Below are 16,822 nucleotides of genomic sequence, written 5' to 3'. Positions count from 1 at the left end.
GTCGCTCCCACGGCTCCCACGTCCACCGCCATTCCGTGCGTACGAATGGCTCCGTCAGGACCGAAAGGGGATGGGGACCATGCCCCCTCCGGGCGGCCGCCCCTCACCGCACACGAACCTGTCCGTCCCGGCGTTCTCCGAGTCCGAACCGTCGCCGATCCCGGGCGCCGGTGGGACCGACACCGACGAGACCACCATGCTGCGCGGGATCGTCGCCATGTGTGGCCACCTCTCGACCCTCGCGTCGCAGAACACGGACCTGGACTCCGTCGTCCGTATCCTCGCTACCACCGTGGGACGCGGTGTGGCCGTCCTCGACCGTGGCCTGGAGACGCTCGCGCGCGCCGGAGCGGACGGCACGGAGCTCCTCGCGAAACTCCGCGACCACGCACGCTCACCGGGGCTCAGTAGCGTCCTGTCCGCGGTGGCGCGCAACCGTCGCGCCCTCACCGTGTCGTCCCTGGGCGGTGACGCGGAGTGCATCATCGTCGCGCCCGTCGTGGTCGGCGAGGACATCGCCGGCTACCTCCTCACACTGAGCAGTCGCGGGGACGGCCTCGGCGACGACATGCGCCTCCTCGCCAGCGAGCACGCGGCGATGGTGTGCGGAGTGGTGTTGGGCCGTGACCTGGTCGCCACGGCGGCCTCCCGTCGCGCGCGGCAGAACCTGGTGGAGGGGCTGCTGGCCAGTCGCGAGGGGAACCAGCACGAGGTGACCCGGTGGGCACGCCATCTCGGTCTGGGCGAGGAGAGGGAGTACTACGTCATCAGCGTCGCCGTTCCGGGGGCGCGTGGCGAGAGCGATCACTCGCCGGTGGAGACGCTGCTGGCACGTCGTTCTCCGGACAGCGTGGTGATCACCCGCACCGACGAGGTGGTGGTGATCGCGCCGGTGCCGCACGGTTCCGGTCAGCGACTGGAACAGTTCCTCGCCACCGACACCGCGTCCGACTCGGCGAAGGGCCCCCAGGTCGCCGGGATCGGCGTCGGCAACCCCTGCTCTGGGCCCGCGTCCATTCCGCGCTCCTACGCCGAGGCGCGGCGAGCGCTGGCGGCGGGACGGCGCATGGGCCGCACCGCGGAGGTCACCGCGTTCGCCGACCTGGGTATCCATCGGCTCCTGCTCCGGATCCCCGACGACAACCATCTGCGCGACTTCGCCGAGGAAGTCCTCGGTAGGCTGATGGCCGAGGAACGGTCACACGGAGTCGCCTATCTCAGAACGTTGTCGGTCTACTTCCAGGAGAATCACAGCCCGCGCCGGGTCGCGCAGCATCTCCACCTGCATCCCAACACGGTGAGCTACCGGATCCGGCGCATCGAGGAGATCACTGGTTTGGACCTGAACGTGCATCGGGACCGGCTGATGGCCGAGGTCGCCATTGGGATCCACGACTGCCTGGGGAGTCGACGATGAACGTGCGGGAGACACTGCGCGCGGGGGGACTGCTGTGTGACGGCGCGATGGGCACGATGCTGCACGCCGCCGGGAACACTCTCGACCAGGCGCTCCCGGCGCTCAACCTGACCCGCCCCGACCTCGTGCGCACCATCCACGCTCGCTACGTCGAGGCGAACGTCGACATCATCCAGACCAACACCTTCGCCGGGGGACGGCTGCGCCTCGACCAGTACGGACTGGGCCACCAGGTCGAGGAGATCAACCGGGCGGCCGTGGTGATCGCCAGGGACGCGGCCGCGACCGTGGGCGAGGCGAGGAAAGTGCTCGTCGCCGGGGCCGTCTCCCCAGCGGTCACCGTCCACCAACGTCGCCGGGTGTCGCCGGCGGACCGGGCCGCGTCCGTGCGCGAGCAGATCGAGGTCCTCTCCGACGCCGGTGTCGACTTCGTGCTGCTGGAGACCTTCGGCTACCTCGACGAGCTGGTCGAAGCCGTCCACGCCGCGGCCGAGGGCACCGACCTGCCGCTCGTCGCGCAGGCCACCTTCAACGCCAACCTCACCATGCTCAGCGGACACACCCCGCGGGAGGTCGCCGCCGCGATGGCCGACCTGCCGGTCACCGCGTTCGGCACCAACTGCACGCTCGGCCCGCAACGTTCCCTCGCCGTCGTCCGCGAACTGCGGGAGCACACCGACCTCCCGCTCACCGTTCAGGCGAACGCCGGGCTGCCGCGACGGGTCGCCGCCTCGGGACGGTTCGAGTACGACGTCGACTACGAGTACTTCAACCGGTACGCCGCCAGCGCGATGGAGCTCGGGGTCTCCGTCGTGGGCGGGTGCTGCGGTACGACCCCCGCCCACCTGGCGGCGATCGTCGGGGACCTCGACCACGGCGGGGCCGGCCACGACGAGACGACCGCCCTGCCGCCGACCGCCCCACTGACCGACCCCGTGGTGACGGAGCGACCAACCGAGACCGCGACCCCCGCTCCCTTCGCCGCGGCCGGCCCGGTGGTGGGGGTGGAGTTGCGGCCAGAGCACATCGGGGAGGTCGACGCGGCCCTCACGGTGGCGCGGGACCTGAGCGACGCCGGGGCGCACCTGGTGACCGTCGCCGCCGCCCGCAGCAACCGGGCCCACGTCAACAGCGCGGACCTCGCCCTGCACCTGAGCCAACACCTGGGCGTGGACACCGCGGCGAGCGTCGCCACCTGGGACCGCACCATCATGGCGTTGCAGGCCGACCTGTTGGGGGCGCACGCCCTGGGGCTCCGTCGAATCGTCTGTGAGACCGGCACACCCCCGCTACTGGGCGACTACCCGCACGTGGACGGCATCTGGGACGTGGACTCCGTGGGACTCATCGAACTCCTCGCCGGACTGAACAGGGGCGTCGACTTCTACGACCTGCGGCTACCGGCCAAGACCGAGTTCGAGATCGGCGCGCGGACCAATCCCGGCAGTCGCGAACCCGAGGAGGAGCACCGGCGCACTCTCGAGAAGATCGGTGCCGGCGCTCAGTTCCTCATCACCCGCCCGGTCTACGAGCTGGAGGGGCTGGGTCGGCTCCTTCGGACGGTGGACGGCCGCGTCCCCGTGTTCGTGGCGCTGCGCCCACTCGTCAGCTTCGAGGAGGCGGAGTTCTTCGCCCACGAGGTCCCCGACGTCGTCGTCCCCCGCCGCACGTTGGATCTGCTCGGCGAGGCCAAGGAGTCGGCGCCCCAGGTCGGTCTCGACCTGATGGCGGAACTCGCCGCGGAGATCAAGAAGATGGCCGACGGTGTGGTGGTGACGCAGTCGAAGGACCCGGTGACCACCCTCCACCGTGTCCTGAGCGCCTGACCCCCACGGGGCCCTTGCGGTAGAACGCGTTCCAGTATTACTGTCACCGAACGCCACCGCCCGAGGTCGTGCCCCTGTGGCTGATCCGGACTCGGTTGCGTTGGGTCGCTCACCGGAGTTGGATTCGCGCCCCGCCTCCGGTGAGCGCCCGCGGGCTCGGTGCCCGGTCGAAGTTGGGTGGGTCGCGCCTTGACCCGCGCCGCGATTCGCGGTGTCCTGGGGGTGCCAGCGAAAGAAGTCCAGGGGACGTCTTCCCCAACAGGGGATAGCTGGCCTCTCTTGTGTCGGGACCACAGTGGTGGACGCCGTTCCGGATCGGACGCCGGTCGGTCTTCGCGTGGACCGTCGCGGAAGATGTGCGATCCCCACCGAATGTGTACGACGGGCTGGTTATCGCAGGAGGAGCTCGCGCATTTCGCTGATGGTGGGACAGGGCCAGCGGGCCATGCAGCAGCCGCAGCGTTGGGGTTGGTGGTGGGGGGCGCTGCTGATGCCGCCGCCGTCCCGGGGGCGGTGGAGGGCGAGCAGGTTCAGGCACACGGTGGTGAAGGTCGCCACCTCCGTGCGGGCGTTGGCGTAGAAGGCCACGTCGGTGGCGTGGGTCAGCGCGTTGTCGTCGATGGAGGGGACCCCGACGGTGTCGGGCTCCCAGGGGGTGGCTTCCTCCGCCCGCTCGCGGATGCCCTCGACGAGAAGGCGGAGCTGTTCGTGTTCGTCATCCGCGCCGGACGGACGTAGATGAAGTGACATCGTGGATCTCCCTCGTCAGACCCCAGGTCTATCACTGAGAGTATGTGAGAGATTACACTTTGTGATTTATTTGGCGGTGGTGTCGCGGCGTCCCCTCCCGCCCTCACCCCGCGTCCGACACGAGTGTCTCCCGGCCGAGGAGATCGGCGAAGGGGCCGGGTACGGCTGCCAACTCCGCCGCCGTACCCCGCTGAACGATCGTCCCCGCGTCCATGACCAGCACCTGGGTCGCGTGGCGCAGGGGGGCGAGGCGATGCGTCGCCAGTACCACGTCGCCGCGGCCAAGGAGCTCGGCGACGATCTCGTCGGACAGCCGCGGATCCAGTCCGGTCGTGGGTTCGTCCAGCACCAGCAGCGGAGGGCGCGCCAAGAGCGCTCTGGTCAGCAGTAGTCGGCGCCGTTCCCCTCCGGACAGGGATCGCCCGCCTTCGCCGACCTCGGTCTCCCAGCCGTCGGGAAGCGAGTCCACGAAGCCCAGGAACCGGGCGCGCCGCGCCGCGTCCTCCACTTCGTCCCGACGGGCGGAGGGCCGCGCAAGCAGCACGTTCGCCCGGACACTGCCCCGAAACACGTGAGCACCGTCGACGAGACCTCGACAGTGACCCTCGAGCCGTCGCGCGGAAGCGGGCACGTCATCCACGCGCACCCGCCCGACGACCGGTGGCACGTCGCCCGACATGAGACGCAGCAGTGTGCTCTTTCCGGAGCCGCTGGCCCCGATCACGGCGACCGACGCCCCCGGTGGAAAGGCGGCGGTGACATCCCGCAGGGCCCACAGGGGCCCGAACCGAACCCCGCATGCCTGGACGTGGAGCGTGCCGGTTTCCACTCCCGTGTCCGTGGGGGGCGCCCCCTCGGTGACCGCGGGAACGCTGACGTCGGTGTCCAGGGAGGGAAGGGACCGGGCGACCCGCAGCAGGGCGGGACGGCACCGGGTCCACGTGCGTGCCGTGTCCACGAGCCCGGCGGCCACGTCCAGACTCGCCAGAGCGGCCAGCGCCGCCACCGCGGGCAGGACGCTGCCGCTGGCGGCCGGAGTCCCCAAGGCCACCCACAACACCGCGAGCACACCGACCCCTGCGGTGGCGGTGGCCGCGGCGTGTAGTAGCGCGGCGCCGACCGCCGCCCGCCGCCCCTCTCGCGCGAGCCGAGTGGAGGCACGCAGGGCGCGCTCCTCGTAGTCGGCGCGCGCACCGCTGGCCGCCAGATCGTCCGTCCCACGCATCAGGTCAAGAGCCCGCGACCCCAGCTCGGCCTCGGCCGCGGTCACCCGCCGCGTCATTCTCCGCTCGGCCGAAGCGGCCGACGCGGGCAGTACGAGGCCGGTCACCACGAGGAAGCCCAGCAGCGTAAGCCCCACCACGGGGTCGATGACCCAGCCGAGGGCGACAGCCACCGCGCCGACGACGACGGTGGCGAGCGCGGGCAGCACCACCCGCAGCAGGGCGTCCTGAACCGCCTCCACATCCGCGACGAGTCGACCCATGAGATCGGCGTCGCGCGTGGACGCGTCGTCGGGCTTCCCCACCCGCCCCGCCCGGACGAGCTCGCCGAACACCGACGCCCGAAGCTCACTCGACAGCCGAAGCGCCGCGTCGTGCCCGGTGAGCCGTTCGAGGTAGCGCAGCCCACCCCGCGCCAGCGCCAGACCACGGACCGCGACGATCGCCAGCATCAACGCCTCGATGTTGGGACGCTGCGCCGCCGTGGCGAGCAACCACGCCGCCGTGGCGATGAGCGCCGTCGCCGCCACCTGCGCGCAGACCCCCGCCAGCGCGGCGCGTGTCAAGGACCCGAGGTGCGGTCGCAGGACCGGTAGGTACCTGGCCAGGGCGGCCGGAGTGTCACCGAACATGGGCGGGCTCCAGCGCGTCGTCGACGCCGACACCGCGACGCTCGACGTCCCGCCCGTGATGGCACGGACGCGGCGAGGCAGCGGACCCGGCTGGGATCGTCGGTCGGGCTCGGCACTCGTCCGTGGAGCGCGCACGGTCGCGCGCACGGTCGGTGGTACCCCGTTCGCGTGGCCCGGTGGGCGGGAGTGCCGGGGTGTGGCCCGTGGCGAACGCCGACACGGGCGTGTGGGTGGCGGTCCGGCGATCAGCGGACATGAACGGCCTCCGTGCGTGTCACGGCGCCGTGGGTCAGGCGGACGACTCGGTCGGCCTGGTCCACGAGCGCGGGGCTGTGGGCGACGACGATGGCGCGACGCTGATCCATCAGTCCGCGGGTGGACGAGAGAAGCTCCGCCTCGGTGGCGAGGTCGAGGCGGGACGTCGGTTCGTCGAGCAGGAGCAACCCGGGGTTTCGGTAGGCGGCTCGGGCCAGGGCCAACCGTTGGCGCTGCCCGGCGGAGAGGTGGTCGGGCCGCAGCACGGTGTCCCAACCGCGGGTCGAACAGAACTCTTCGGCGTGGGCCGCGGCGGCCGCGGCGCGGAGCCGTCCCGGGTCAGGCACGTGATCCTGCGATCCGAGGGTGATGTTCGCCGCCACGGTGTCGGTGAACACGTGGGGACGTTGCGGAACCCAGGCCAGCCGCCGTCGCCACTCCTCCAGATCCAGGGAGCGTAGGTCCACGCCGTCCACCAGCACCTGGCCCTCGGCCGGCCGCTCGAGGCCCACGATCACCCGAAGCAGGGTGGACTTTCCCGAACCGCTGGCCCCGACCAGCGCCACGCGTTCCCCCGCTTCGAAGACGCAGGAGATCCGGTCGAGAGCGGGTTCCTCCCGGTCGGGATAGCGCACGGTGACGTCGCGGAGCTCGATCCGCGCGGAGGCGGGGTCCGGGGTGGCCACGTGTGGGGACGTCACCGTCGGCCGGGGCGCCGAGGTGGACGCGTGGCCCAAAGCGCGGTCCGTGGCGGACGCCGCGTCGGCGGCGCTGTGGAAGGCGGAGCCCAGGGCGCGGAGGGGGAGGTACACCTCCGGCGCCACCAGCAGTACGACCAACGCGGTACGTAGATCCGCGGTGCCCTCCAGCAGCCGCATACCCAGCGGTACCGCGACCAACGCCACGGACAGCGCGGCGACGAGCTCCAGTACCAAGGCGGAGAGGAAGGCGATACGCAACACCGACATCGTGCCCCGCCGGTGCTCCTCCGCACTGCGTCGCACCTCCGAGATCTGATGGACGTCGCGGCCGAACGCGCGCAGGGTGCGTAGGCCCGCGACCGCGTCCAGGAAGTGGCCACCCAGGCGGTCGAGCTGCCGCCACCGTCGCCGGGTCGCGGCCTCGGTGTGCATGCCGACGAGCGCGCCGAGAATAGGGATCAACGGCAGCGTCGCCACCACGATGAGGGCAGACGTCAGATCCGTGAACGCGAGCCACCCGACCAGCGTCAGCGGCACGACCATCGCCGCCGCTCGACGGGGGAGATAGTCGGCCACGTAGGGGTCGATCCCGTCCAGTCCCCGGGTGACGAGGGACAGCCTCGCCCCGTGGTCCCCGGTCTCCGTCGAGCGCAGGAGCCCCGCGCGCAACCGGGTACGCACCACGACCGACGTCCGTCCCGACACCCAGCGGCTCGCACCGGCGACCGTCGCCCGCCCCGCGACGGCGACCGCGAGCCACACGAGCGCGGCGGGCCGCAGGTCGGTGATGGCGGTCGCGAGCGACTCCGCCTGCAGGACGACCGCTCCCGCGCCCGCGAGCGCCAGCGCGTGGAGGGCCAGCGAGAAGCCACGCGGGATCGGCAGCCGCGCCGCGAGCCCCCGCACACCGTCGGAGGTGGCCGCACTCACGCGAAGTACCCCCCGGTCGTGACCGGGCGGCGCAGAGCCCGATACAGCCACAACTGCCCCACGACCATCAGCGGCACCACGGGGGCGACCGCGAAGCCGACCAGACGCATTGAGGCGGGATCCGCCACCAGACCCGGCAGGTTCACCGCGGTGACGACCAGGGCGATGGCGGCGGCCATCGCCAACGCCGAGGAGTGAGCGGACCAGCGCGGGCCGTTGGTTCCGGCCGTCATGGCGAGGCACACCACGACGACCGCGAGAAGCACCGTCGCCACCAACGGGCGCTCCACCGTCTCCCGCGACAGCAGTGCCGTCCCGACCGCGGCGAGCGCCACCAGTGCCACGCCCCCGCGTGACAGCCATCGGGTCGCCTCGCCCGCGAGATCCGCCGCGGGGGAGTGCGCGGCGTCCGCGCCGGAGGCCACCAACCGCTCCGCCCCGAACGCGGCCCCGCTGAGCGCGAACAGGACCACGACGCAGCCGGCCACCAGAGCTCCCGCCACCGACACCGTCGTGCCCCCGGTGAGGATCCCGCCGAGGACCAACCCCCACGTGCCGGCGAGGCCCCAACTCCCCAGGGCCACCGCGCCCGCCCACGCGCCACGAGGACGCGGATGCTGGGTCAGCGCCCAGAACCACAGTCCCGCGTCACGAACCAGCCAACTCACGGCAAGAGCGATCAGCAGTGGCCAGGACCACGCCAGGAGTTCGCCCTTGAGGATCGGGAAGACTCCGGCCACGACCCCGATCGCGGCCACGAGCCAGACCTCCGTCCCCAGGAAGTAGGGAGCCATCGCGGCGAACGCGCGGCGCCGGTCGGCGGGGTGCCGGGCGACCACCGGCAACAGCATCCCCAGGCCGACGTCGCGGGCCGCGAGGGTGAAATAGCCGAGCAGGAGCACGGCCAGAACGGTGATGGCGAGAGTGTTCACGACGGACTCCGAGTTCAGTAGACCGGGGCGGCGGGCTCGTGCGGGTGATCGTCCGCGGCGGAGCGGGGGGCGAGCGGGCCGCCCTCCGGGCCGAGCCGCGCGTAGTGCGCGATGAGCCGGTAGGTGACAGTGGCCAGGACGGCGAACGCGACCGTGAACAGCGTGAAGGAGACGACGAGCCCGGCCGTGGGCATGTCGGTGACAGCGTCGGCGGTCGTCAGGTGATGCACCACCACCCACGGCTGACGCCCCAGCTCGCGTGCGGTCCAACCGAGGACACCGGCCAGCAGGACGAACGGGATCGTCCAGATGACGACGACGTGAAACCAGCGGGCTCGGTCCAGACGGCGGAGCAGCCACTGCACCAGACCGATCATCGCCACCAGGGACACGATCATCCACACCGTCATCATCTGTTCGCGGGCGACGGCGCCGAGAGCGCTGTCGGATGAGGCTCCCTCGATGGCGGCGATCTCCGCCGGGGAGAGAGTCGTGCCGCTCGTGGGGGACGGATCACCGAAGACCAGCGGGAACTGCATTCCGCCGAAGGTGAGGGTGGGGAAGCTGGCGAGGACGGTGAGGACGAGGCCCACACGGATCCCGCGACGGAACATCCCGTCCGGGTCGTTGCCACGACGCAGGTGGTAGGCACTCACCCCGGCGACGAAGACGCCGCCCACCATGAGCGCGGAGAAACCGATGTGGAAGAACGCGGTCAGCGTCAGCGGGTTGGTGAGCAGCGCCGCGGTATCGGTCAGGACGGCGACGCCGTCCACCATCTCGAACCCCACCGGGTACTTGAGGAAGCCGTTGGCGACCAGCACCCAGTACGCGGAGGCGTAGGCGGTGACCGTCACGACCGCGAACACGCCGAGGTGGGCCCAGCGGTTCATCCGGTCCCAGCCGAAGATCCAGAGGGCGAGGAAGGTGGACTCCAGGAAGAACGCGACGAGCGTCTCCACCGCGATCGGAGCCCCGAAGACGTTGCCGAAGGTGTGGTGGAGCCCCGCCCAGTTCACCGCCAACTGGAGCTCCATGACGAGCCCGGAGAGGATCCCCATGCCGTAGTTGATGACGTAAAGCCCACCCCAGAAGCGCACCGCGCGCAGCCGGGCCTCGTCCCGCGTCACCGTCGCACGAAGCTGGGAGAAGAGGATGATCGCGGCCATCCCCAAGGTCAGCGCCACGAAGAGGTAATGCGTCGCCGCGGTGAGCGCGAACTGGAGTCGCGCCAGGTCGAGCGGATCGGGAAGCACGGCGATCTCCTTCGGGAATTCGTGGATCAGCGACGATTCCCGATCCTGCTCCCGAAGCCCGGGCCGCGACATCGGTCCCACGGTTGCTTCCGGGCTACGTCCCCCGACCCACGTGCCCTCGGGTTCCTACGTCGCTGGACGTAAGGGGATCCCGTAGGGGACCCCCACGCCGTTCCCAGGGATGTCGGCTCGTGAGAGCCCGCCCACCACGTCGTCCTGTTCGCGCGGACCCCCGGGGGGCTGGCCGTGGGCCCCTTGGTGGGGACCCCACGCGGAGGTCGGCGCGCTCCCGTCTACGCGCGTCTACGAGCGGCGCGGTACGCGACGCATCAGCGGTTCCGCGGCCATCGCCACGAATAGGAGTGCCGCCCCCAGGACGCCGAGCGGCGGGATGTGTTCGCCCAGGAACGCCACGGAGATCACGGTCGCGGTGAGGGGCTCAGCCATGATGGCGACCGCCGTCGCGGCGTCGGAGGAGGTCCGCAGGCCACGGAAGTAGGTCAGGTAGGCGAAGACCGTGGGCACCAGCGCCATGAACGCCAGCATGCCGAGCACGGCGCCCGTGAGGGGCACGGCCAACCCCACGAACAGTGCCGCCGGCAGCAACAGGACAGCTCCGACCAGCATGCCGAGCCCCACGTTGACCATCGGGTCCAGGCCGGGTACCGGGCGACGGTTCACCAGCGTCATCACCGAGAACGTCAGTCCCGCTCCCAGCGAGCAGGCCAGGCCCGCGGCGAGTTGCCCCGGGTCCGCGTCCGTGCTGGGAAAGCCGGCCAGCAGCGACAGACCGGACACCGCGAGCACTACCGGAACGAGGAGTCGCACACCAGGCCGCGACCTGGCGAGGACACAGACCCCCAACGACACGAAGACCGGGACACTGCCGATCTTCACCAGGGTCGCCAGCCCCACCGGGATCAGCGCCAACGAGGCGAAGTACAACAGTTGGAACAGCGCGTGCAGGACACCGTTCACGAGGAGACGGACCGTCAACGCGCGGGACCGCGGCAACCGACGCAACGCCCCGGTGACCAACAACAACCCGGTGATCGTGAGTCCGGCGCTCAGCAGCCGATACGTGGCGACCGTGAAGGCGTCCACCCCGGCCGCCTGGATCAGATGCCCGACCGGACCGCCAGTGCCCCACAGGACACCGGCCGTGACCAGCAACAGAAACCCCCGGGACGCGCCCGTGGCGTGAGAGTCGGATGTGGAAGAAGAACCTGCGGACACGTGAAAGCCCCCCAGAGGCGACGCGGATCAAGGGAAACGTCGGCTCGGGGCGAATCACACCCCACCCCACCTGTGGGATGGGCGAAGCGACGCCCCGGCTCAGCTCCGCGGCGGGGGCGTGGCGAACAGGGTTCGGCGATGTTCCACGTGACCACTGTAGATGGTGGTCGACCGCCCAGCGCGGGCGGCCCTCGAGCTCACGGTGTGACGTGCGTACCACTGGGCCTATGGGCCACCAGTCGTGGTGCGCCATGGCCGTGTGGCCGGGGTCCGCGCTGTTGGTCCCTCCGCGTGCGACCATACGGGGAAGGAGAGGCTCAGCAGGCTCTGGAGGTGCGCGCGGCGCTCGCGCGCGACCCGCTCTCGGTGCGACGGACGGGCTTTTGGCGGAGGCCGCGCGCGACACCATCAACGGGATCGCCAACCCGACCATGCCGGTATCGCCGCGCTGGAACGGCTCACCGAGTTCACCTAGCGAGCGCACGGTGTACTCGCGCGTGCCGTCGAGTGTGCCCAGGTTGGCGACGCCCCTGGTGACCACGAGCGAAGTGCGTATGGTGATCGTGGAGGACGACTCCCGCCTGGCCTTTCCCGTGCCGCGATCGGCCGATGTCGACATCGACCGGCTCGTCGAGGACCTCGCCGGTATGAACGCGACCGACGCAGCGGGGACGCGCGAGCCGTTCAGCTCACCCACGTCGGACGTCTTCCGGCGGTCAGTCAACGAGGCGATCGCCTTCGGCCACAACGACGTCGGCTGTGAGCGTTTCCTTCTCGCACCGGCGAGTGCCGAGGGCGACGAGGCCTGCGCGCTGGCCGCACAGGGCATCGAGTGCTGGCCGCTTCGGTGCGGCATCGGTGCATCGCTCACCGGATCCGCGTATCCGCGCGCCCAGACCTCCGCGACGAACGCTCCTGAGCGGGCGTCTCGGACGCGCCAGACACGCGAAGACGCACTCGTCACCGGACTCGGTCTCCCGCCCGCGACCAATGGAGGGCCGGCCGAGAACACACCGGTCGGCGATGAGGCGTCCCTCCTCGAACGCGTGCGCGGCCCCGACGCTCGCTGGTACGGCGGGGCGCCCCCCATCGGGCGCATCGCGGTGCGCAGCGCGACCTGCCCGCGCGTGCGCGTCGTCCAGTGCGACGTGTCGGGGATACTGGGGGTATGCCGTCCTCCGCCGCGGGTTCGACCGCTGACCAGACGCCGCGCGTGGAGGTCTTGCGTGACCTTGACGGGGGTGCCAATTCCTGGCTGCTGATGGTCGAGGGAGTTCCCCAGTCACACGTCGATCTTGACGACCCGACGCGGATCGACTTCGAGTACGTTCGGCGCCTCGCTCACGTCGTCGACCTCCTGGCCCCGGCGGGGGAGCCGGTGGACGCCTTTCACCTGGGGGCGGGGGCCCTCACGCTGGCGCGCTACGTCGCGGCGACGCGGCCGGCGTCTCGGCAGCGGGCGGTGGACATCGACGGAGATCTCGTCGACCAGGTCCGCGCCCGGTTGCCCTGGGATCCACGGGCACGGATCCGCGTGGGCGTCGGTGAGGCCCGCGCGTGGCTGGAACAGCGGCGGGAGGCGAGCGCGGACCTCGTGGTCACCGACGTCTACGCCGGAGCCCGCGCCCCGGCGAACGTGACCACCGTGGAGTTCGTCGCGGTCGCGTCGAACGTGCTGCGCCCCGACGGGATCTACGCCGTGAACGTGGGCGACGGTGGATCGCTCGCGCACGTACGCCGCCAGATCGCCACCCTGCGCGAGGTGTTCGACCCCGACAACCTCGCGGCGATCGCCGAACCCGCGGTGTGGCGCGGTCGACGGTTCGGGAACTTCGTACTGCTCGCCAGCCACCGCCCGCTCCCGATCGACGAGCTCAGCCGTCGCGCCCACCGGGACCCCGACATGGCGCGCCTGGTCTCCGGGCGCAAACTCCACCGTTTCGCGGCCGTCGCCCGTCCCGCGCGCGACGCCACGGCCGAGGACTCGCCCCTGCCTCCCCGGGACGTCTTCAGCCGGTGAGGTCCGTCGGCTCGCGTCCCGGCCGCGGGTGCCCTCACGGGGCGCTAGCCTTGGGGGATCCTTTCCCCTGAGCTGAGGAGTGGCCGTGCTGCGGATGTCGACCCTGTTCCTACGCACCCTGCGTGAGGATCCGGCGGACGCCGAGCTGCCGAGCCACAAGCTCATGGTGCGCGGCGGATACGTTCGGCGCACCGCGCCCGGCGTGTATTCCTGGTTGCCCCTCGGCAAGGTCGTCCTGGACAACCTGAGCCAGGTCGTGCGCGAGGAGATGAACGCCATCGGCGGCCAGGAGCTGCTCCTGCCCGCGCTGGTGCCCCGGGAGTACTACGAGGCCAGCAACCGCTGGACCGAGTACGGGGACACCGCGTTCCGGCTCAACGACCGCAAGGGCGCCGAGTACATGCTCGGCCCCACCCACGAGGAGGTCTTCGCCGACCTCGTGAAGGGCATGTACTCCTCCTACAAGGACTTCCCCGCGATCCTGTACCAGATCCAGGAGAAGTTCCGTGACGAGGCGCGGCCGCGGGCGGGGGTGCTGCGGGGACGGGAGTTCCACATGAAGGACTCCTATTCCTTCGACATCGACGACGAGGGCCTCGAGGTCGCCTACACCAAGCACCGCGACGCCTACATCCGTATCTTCGACCGCCTTGGCCTGCGCTACGTGATCGTCTCGGCGATGTCCGGGGCCATGGGCGGATCGGCGTCGGAGGAGTTCCTCGCGGAGACGCCCAACGGTGAGGACACCTTCGTCCGCAGCACCGGGTCGGACTTCGCGGCCAACGTGGAGGCCGTACGCGTTCCGGCCCCCGCCGCCCGGCCGTTGGACGGGTTGCCCGCGGCCGAGGTCCACCACACGCCGGACACCCCCACGATCGACTCGCTGGTCGACTACCTCAACGACCACGAGGTCGGCGGGGGACGTACCTTCACCGCTGGTGACACCCTCAAGAACGTCCTGGTCAAGGTGCAGGAGCCGGGAGAGAAGGACTGGCGGATCCTCGGCGTCGGTGTACCCGGCGACCGTGAGGTGGACATGACCCGCCTGGAGGCGGCACTGCACCCGGCCGAGATCGCGCTGCTGGAGGACGAGGACTTCGCCGCGAACCCGTTCCTCACCAAGGGCTACGTCGGCCCGAACGCGCTGCTCGGCAACGAGCTGGAGTTCTACGCCGACCCGCGGATCGTCGAGGGCACCCGCTGGGTGACCGGTGCGGACAAGGTGGACCACCACATCGTCGACCTCGTGGCCGGTCGGGACTTCGTACCCACGGGCGTGCTGGACGTCGCCGACGTGCGCGACGGAGACCCCTCGCCCGACGGCACCGGGACCCTCTACACCGCGCGCGGGATCGAGGTGGGGCACGTCTTCCAGCTCGGACGCAAGTACGCCGACGCGGCCCAGCTCGACGCCCTGGGCCCTGACGGAAAGCCCCGACGCATCACCATGGGCTCCTACGGTCTCGGCGTGTCCCGCGTGCTCGCCGCCGTCATCGAACAGTCCCACGACGACAGGGGCATCATCTGGCCCCGCGTCATCGCCCCCGCCGACGTGCACATCGTGGGCACCGGCAAGGGGGAGCAGGTGGAGGCCGCCCTGCGCCTCGGCGAACAGTTGGAGGAGCGTGGGGTGCGGGTGCTGGTCGACGACCGCAACGGTGTATCGCCCGGCGTGAAGTTCACCGACTCCGAACTGCTGGGTGTGCCCACCATCCTCATCGTCGGCAAGGGTTGGGCCAACGGGCTCGTGGAGCTCCGTGACCGGGTCTCCGGCGAGCGCGAGGAACTGAGTCCGGAATCGGCCGTGGAACGCATCACGGCTCTGGTCCGGTGACCCACCCCGAACGGGGGTGGGTCACACGCCCCCGTTCGGGCAGGGTGAACCGCACCCCCACCTGTTGGACGCGCTCTGACTCCGATGGGGGTGGAGCAACGTTGGTGGGGGTTGGCCCGATCGGGGGTCAGGGGGAGTCGTCGGCGAAACCGGGGTAGGTGGGGAGTTCGGCCCCCCAGGCGAGGGCACGGATGGTGGCCTCGGCCAGGTTGCGCGCCGCGAGTTCCCGCAACCAGGGGTCGGCGACCCCGGACAGCTCCAAATAGGCCTGGGAGCAGCGCTCCTCCATACCCATCGCGAAATCCGACAGTGCCGTCGCGTCGGTGCTCTCCGGCGGCGGGTAGGCACTCTCCGACGGCACCGGGGTCGCGTCCAGGGCGAGCAGCGCGTCGCGCAGTTCGTCACGTTGACGTCGATGGGCGTCCCGGTGCCACCGCGACCGCGTCCGGTCCCCCTCGACGGAGTGCGCGCCCACGAATCCGTACCCGTGCACCGCCGCGTGCTCCGCGGCCAGGGCCTGCTGCAGGGCCGCCTCACGCTCCGGAGGCTCTGCGGGTTCCGCTGCCACTCCTCACCTCTCCAAGATCCACGCGTGGCCGACCTCACTGGCGCTGATGCTGCTCAACAGTTGGGCCAGCGACGGGTCCTCCGCCTCGGAGGCGAGCTGGGCATGCCGCGCCGCCGCGCCGCGCTCCGCCACGGCCAGGGCCGCGGCCGACAGAGGCGCCTCCGGTTCGGGGCCGAGCGTGGGCTCGGGCAACGGCTCGGTGTCGGTCCGCTCCGGCAGTCGACCCTCCAACAGGTCCACGTGCTCGTGGTGGCGCTGTACCAGGGAGTCCAGCGTCTCCGGGTCGTCGGGGCCGTCCGCGCCACCCTGTGTCTGGGTCACGTCGTATCGGGCGAGGAGCCGCCGCTTCGCGGTGATGGCGGAGCGCAGCACACTCTCGTCCACGCTCACGGGTTGGTCGTACCAGTCCGATCCTCGGCAGCCGGCGAGCGCGACCCCCGCAGCGGCGACGAGGCCAGCGGAGGCGAAGACCTGTCGACGTGACGGCGAAGGAGTGGGCTCGGGCGGACGCACAGGGTAATCCTTCCACGCCTCGGCGGTGGCTCGTGCATTGAGGTCGAAATGCTCCACCCCGCTTGTTGGGTGTTCAGACTCGCTAGTCTAGGGAGATCCACCCGTTCATCCCGGGACCGGCGGTCAACGGAAACACCGCACGTAGTCGCCAGGAATGGGTGCGGTGGACCGCTTCGACAAAAGACCAGGGAGGCCACATGAGTGCGCAGGCACGCCACGAGCGACTGGCGCGCGTGATCGATCCGGCGCTCACCGCCGCCGGGGTCGACCTGGAGGACATCGAGATCGTTCCGGCCGGCAAACGGCGTCTCCTGCGACTCGTCGTCGACAGTGACGACGGGGTCGACCTGGACACCGTCGCCGACGTCTCCCAGGACGTGTCCCGGCTGCTGGACGACTCCGACGTCATGGGCAACGGCCCCTACGTCCTGGAGGTGACCTCTCCGGGCGTCGACCGTCCACTGGTGGAGCCGCGACACTGGCGCAGGTCGGTCGGTCGGTTGGTTCGGGTGACCGTTCCCCGCGAAGCAACGTCCGCTGACGTGGCCCCCACCCAGGCGTCAGGCAACGAAGAGGAGATCCTCGCACGCGTCACGGCCGCCGACTCCGAGGGCGTGACGCTGGACACCGACGGCCACTCCCGAGTGTGCGGCTATTCTGACCTGGGGCGTGGCAAGGTGCAGGTGGAGTTCAACCGCGCCGATGGCCCGACCACCGGCGCGTAACGAG

At 70.9% G+C, this 16,822-nt stretch carries 14 protein-coding genes; 6 read left to right on the top strand and 8 right to left on the bottom strand.

Going from position 1 to position 16,822, the window contains the following annotated elements; genetic code table 11:
* Positions 1-79 precede the first annotated feature (79 nt).
* Both J4H86_RS08155 and J4H86_RS08150 read left to right on the top strand, forming a co-directional pair.
* Positions 80-1,417: a helix-turn-helix domain-containing protein gene (locus J4H86_RS08155; protein ID WP_236542897.1), complete on the top strand. Its 1,338-nt coding sequence runs from the start codon at positions 80-82 to the stop codon at positions 1,415-1,417.
* Positions 1,414-3,243 (top strand): bifunctional homocysteine S-methyltransferase/methylenetetrahydrofolate reductase, encoded by a 1,830-nt coding sequence (locus J4H86_RS08150; RefSeq protein ID WP_236542896.1) that lies wholly within the window; start codon positions 1,414-1,416, stop codon positions 3,241-3,243. The genes J4H86_RS08155 and J4H86_RS08150 overlap by 4 nt, the downstream gene beginning before the upstream one ends.
* A gap of 390 nt (positions 3,244-3,633) precedes the next feature.
* Here the strand turns inward: J4H86_RS08150 and J4H86_RS08145 are convergent, their stop codons facing one another.
* From J4H86_RS08145 to J4H86_RS08120, 6 genes are all read right to left on the bottom strand, one after another.
* The gene (locus tag J4H86_RS08145) at positions 3,634-3,993 is read right to left on the bottom strand and encodes a hypothetical protein (protein ID WP_236542895.1); all 360 of its coding nucleotides are present in this window, start codon (positions 3,991-3,993) and stop codon (positions 3,634-3,636) included.
* A 103-nt stretch (positions 3,994-4,096) separates the two neighbouring features.
* Complete coding sequence (cydC, locus tag J4H86_RS08140) at positions 4,097-5,848, bottom strand: thiol reductant ABC exporter subunit CydC (protein ID WP_236542894.1); 1,752 nt, start codon at positions 5,846-5,848, stop codon at positions 4,097-4,099.
* A 245-nt stretch (positions 5,849-6,093) separates the two neighbouring features.
* Positions 6,094-7,734 carry a thiol reductant ABC exporter subunit CydD gene (cydD, locus tag J4H86_RS08135; protein ID WP_236542893.1) on the bottom strand — a complete coding sequence of 547 codons (1,641 nt, stop codon included), beginning with the start codon at positions 7,732-7,734 and terminating at the stop codon, positions 6,094-6,096.
* Positions 7,731-8,666 carry a cytochrome d ubiquinol oxidase subunit II gene (locus J4H86_RS08130; RefSeq protein WP_236542892.1) on the bottom strand — a complete coding sequence of 312 codons (936 nt, stop codon included), beginning with the start codon at positions 8,664-8,666 and terminating at the stop codon, positions 7,731-7,733. The genes cydD and J4H86_RS08130 overlap by 4 nt, the downstream gene beginning before the upstream one ends.
* A 14-nt stretch (positions 8,667-8,680) precedes the next feature.
* Positions 8,681-9,922: a cytochrome ubiquinol oxidase subunit I gene (locus tag J4H86_RS08125; RefSeq protein WP_236543949.1), complete on the bottom strand. Its 1,242-nt coding sequence runs from the start codon at positions 9,920-9,922 to the stop codon at positions 8,681-8,683.
* Between the two features lie 303 nt (positions 9,923-10,225).
* Positions 10,226-11,095 (bottom strand): DMT family transporter, encoded by an 870-nt coding sequence (locus J4H86_RS08120; RefSeq protein ID WP_236542891.1) that lies wholly within the window; start codon positions 11,093-11,095, stop codon positions 10,226-10,228.
* A gap of 596 nt (positions 11,096-11,691) precedes the next feature.
* On the opposite strand from J4H86_RS08120, the gene J4H86_RS08115 reads away from it, so the two are divergent.
* The 3 genes from J4H86_RS08115 to J4H86_RS08105 all read left to right on the top strand — a co-directional run bounded on the left by J4H86_RS08115 (position 11,692) and on the right by J4H86_RS08105 (position 15,012).
* Positions 11,692-12,420, top strand: coding sequence for a hypothetical protein (locus J4H86_RS08115; protein ID WP_236542890.1), 729 nt, complete (start codon positions 11,692-11,694; stop codon positions 12,418-12,420).
* Entirely contained in the window at positions 12,327-13,178 is an 852-nt protein-coding gene (locus J4H86_RS08110; protein WP_236542889.1) for a spermidine synthase, read from the top strand. Before J4H86_RS08115 ends, J4H86_RS08110 begins: the two co-directional genes overlap by 94 nt.
* A gap of 94 nt (positions 13,179-13,272) precedes the next feature.
* Positions 13,273-15,012 carry a proline--tRNA ligase gene (locus tag J4H86_RS08105; protein WP_236543948.1) on the top strand — a complete coding sequence of 580 codons (1,740 nt, stop codon included), beginning with the start codon at positions 13,273-13,275 and terminating at the stop codon, positions 15,010-15,012.
* A gap of 127 nt (positions 15,013-15,139) precedes the next feature.
* On the opposite strand, the gene J4H86_RS08100 is transcribed toward J4H86_RS08105, so the two are convergent.
* Together J4H86_RS08100 and J4H86_RS08095 are read right to left on the bottom strand one after the other, a co-directional pair.
* Complete coding sequence (locus tag J4H86_RS08100) at positions 15,140-15,580, bottom strand: ferritin-like domain-containing protein (RefSeq protein WP_236542888.1); 441 nt, start codon at positions 15,578-15,580, stop codon at positions 15,140-15,142.
* Positions 15,581-15,583: 3 nt separating this feature from the next.
* Entirely contained in the window at positions 15,584-16,093 is a 510-nt protein-coding gene (locus tag J4H86_RS08095; protein ID WP_236542887.1) for a ferritin-like domain-containing protein, read from the bottom strand.
* A gap of 197 nt (positions 16,094-16,290) precedes the next feature.
* Between J4H86_RS08095 and rimP the strand changes: the two genes are divergently transcribed.
* Positions 16,291-16,818, top strand: a complete 528-nt coding sequence (gene rimP / locus J4H86_RS08090) for a ribosome maturation factor RimP (RefSeq protein WP_236542886.1) — start codon at positions 16,291-16,293, stop codon at positions 16,816-16,818.
* Positions 16,819-16,822 lie beyond the last annotated feature (4 nt).

The sequence above is a fragment of the Spiractinospora alimapuensis genome, assembly GCF_018437505.1.
Taxonomy (GTDB): Bacteria; Actinomycetota; Actinomycetes; order Streptosporangiales; family Streptosporangiaceae; genus Spiractinospora; species Spiractinospora alimapuensis.
The sequence above is the reverse complement of the archived record's forward strand: the minus strand, read 5'-3'. Positions and strand labels throughout refer to the sequence as shown.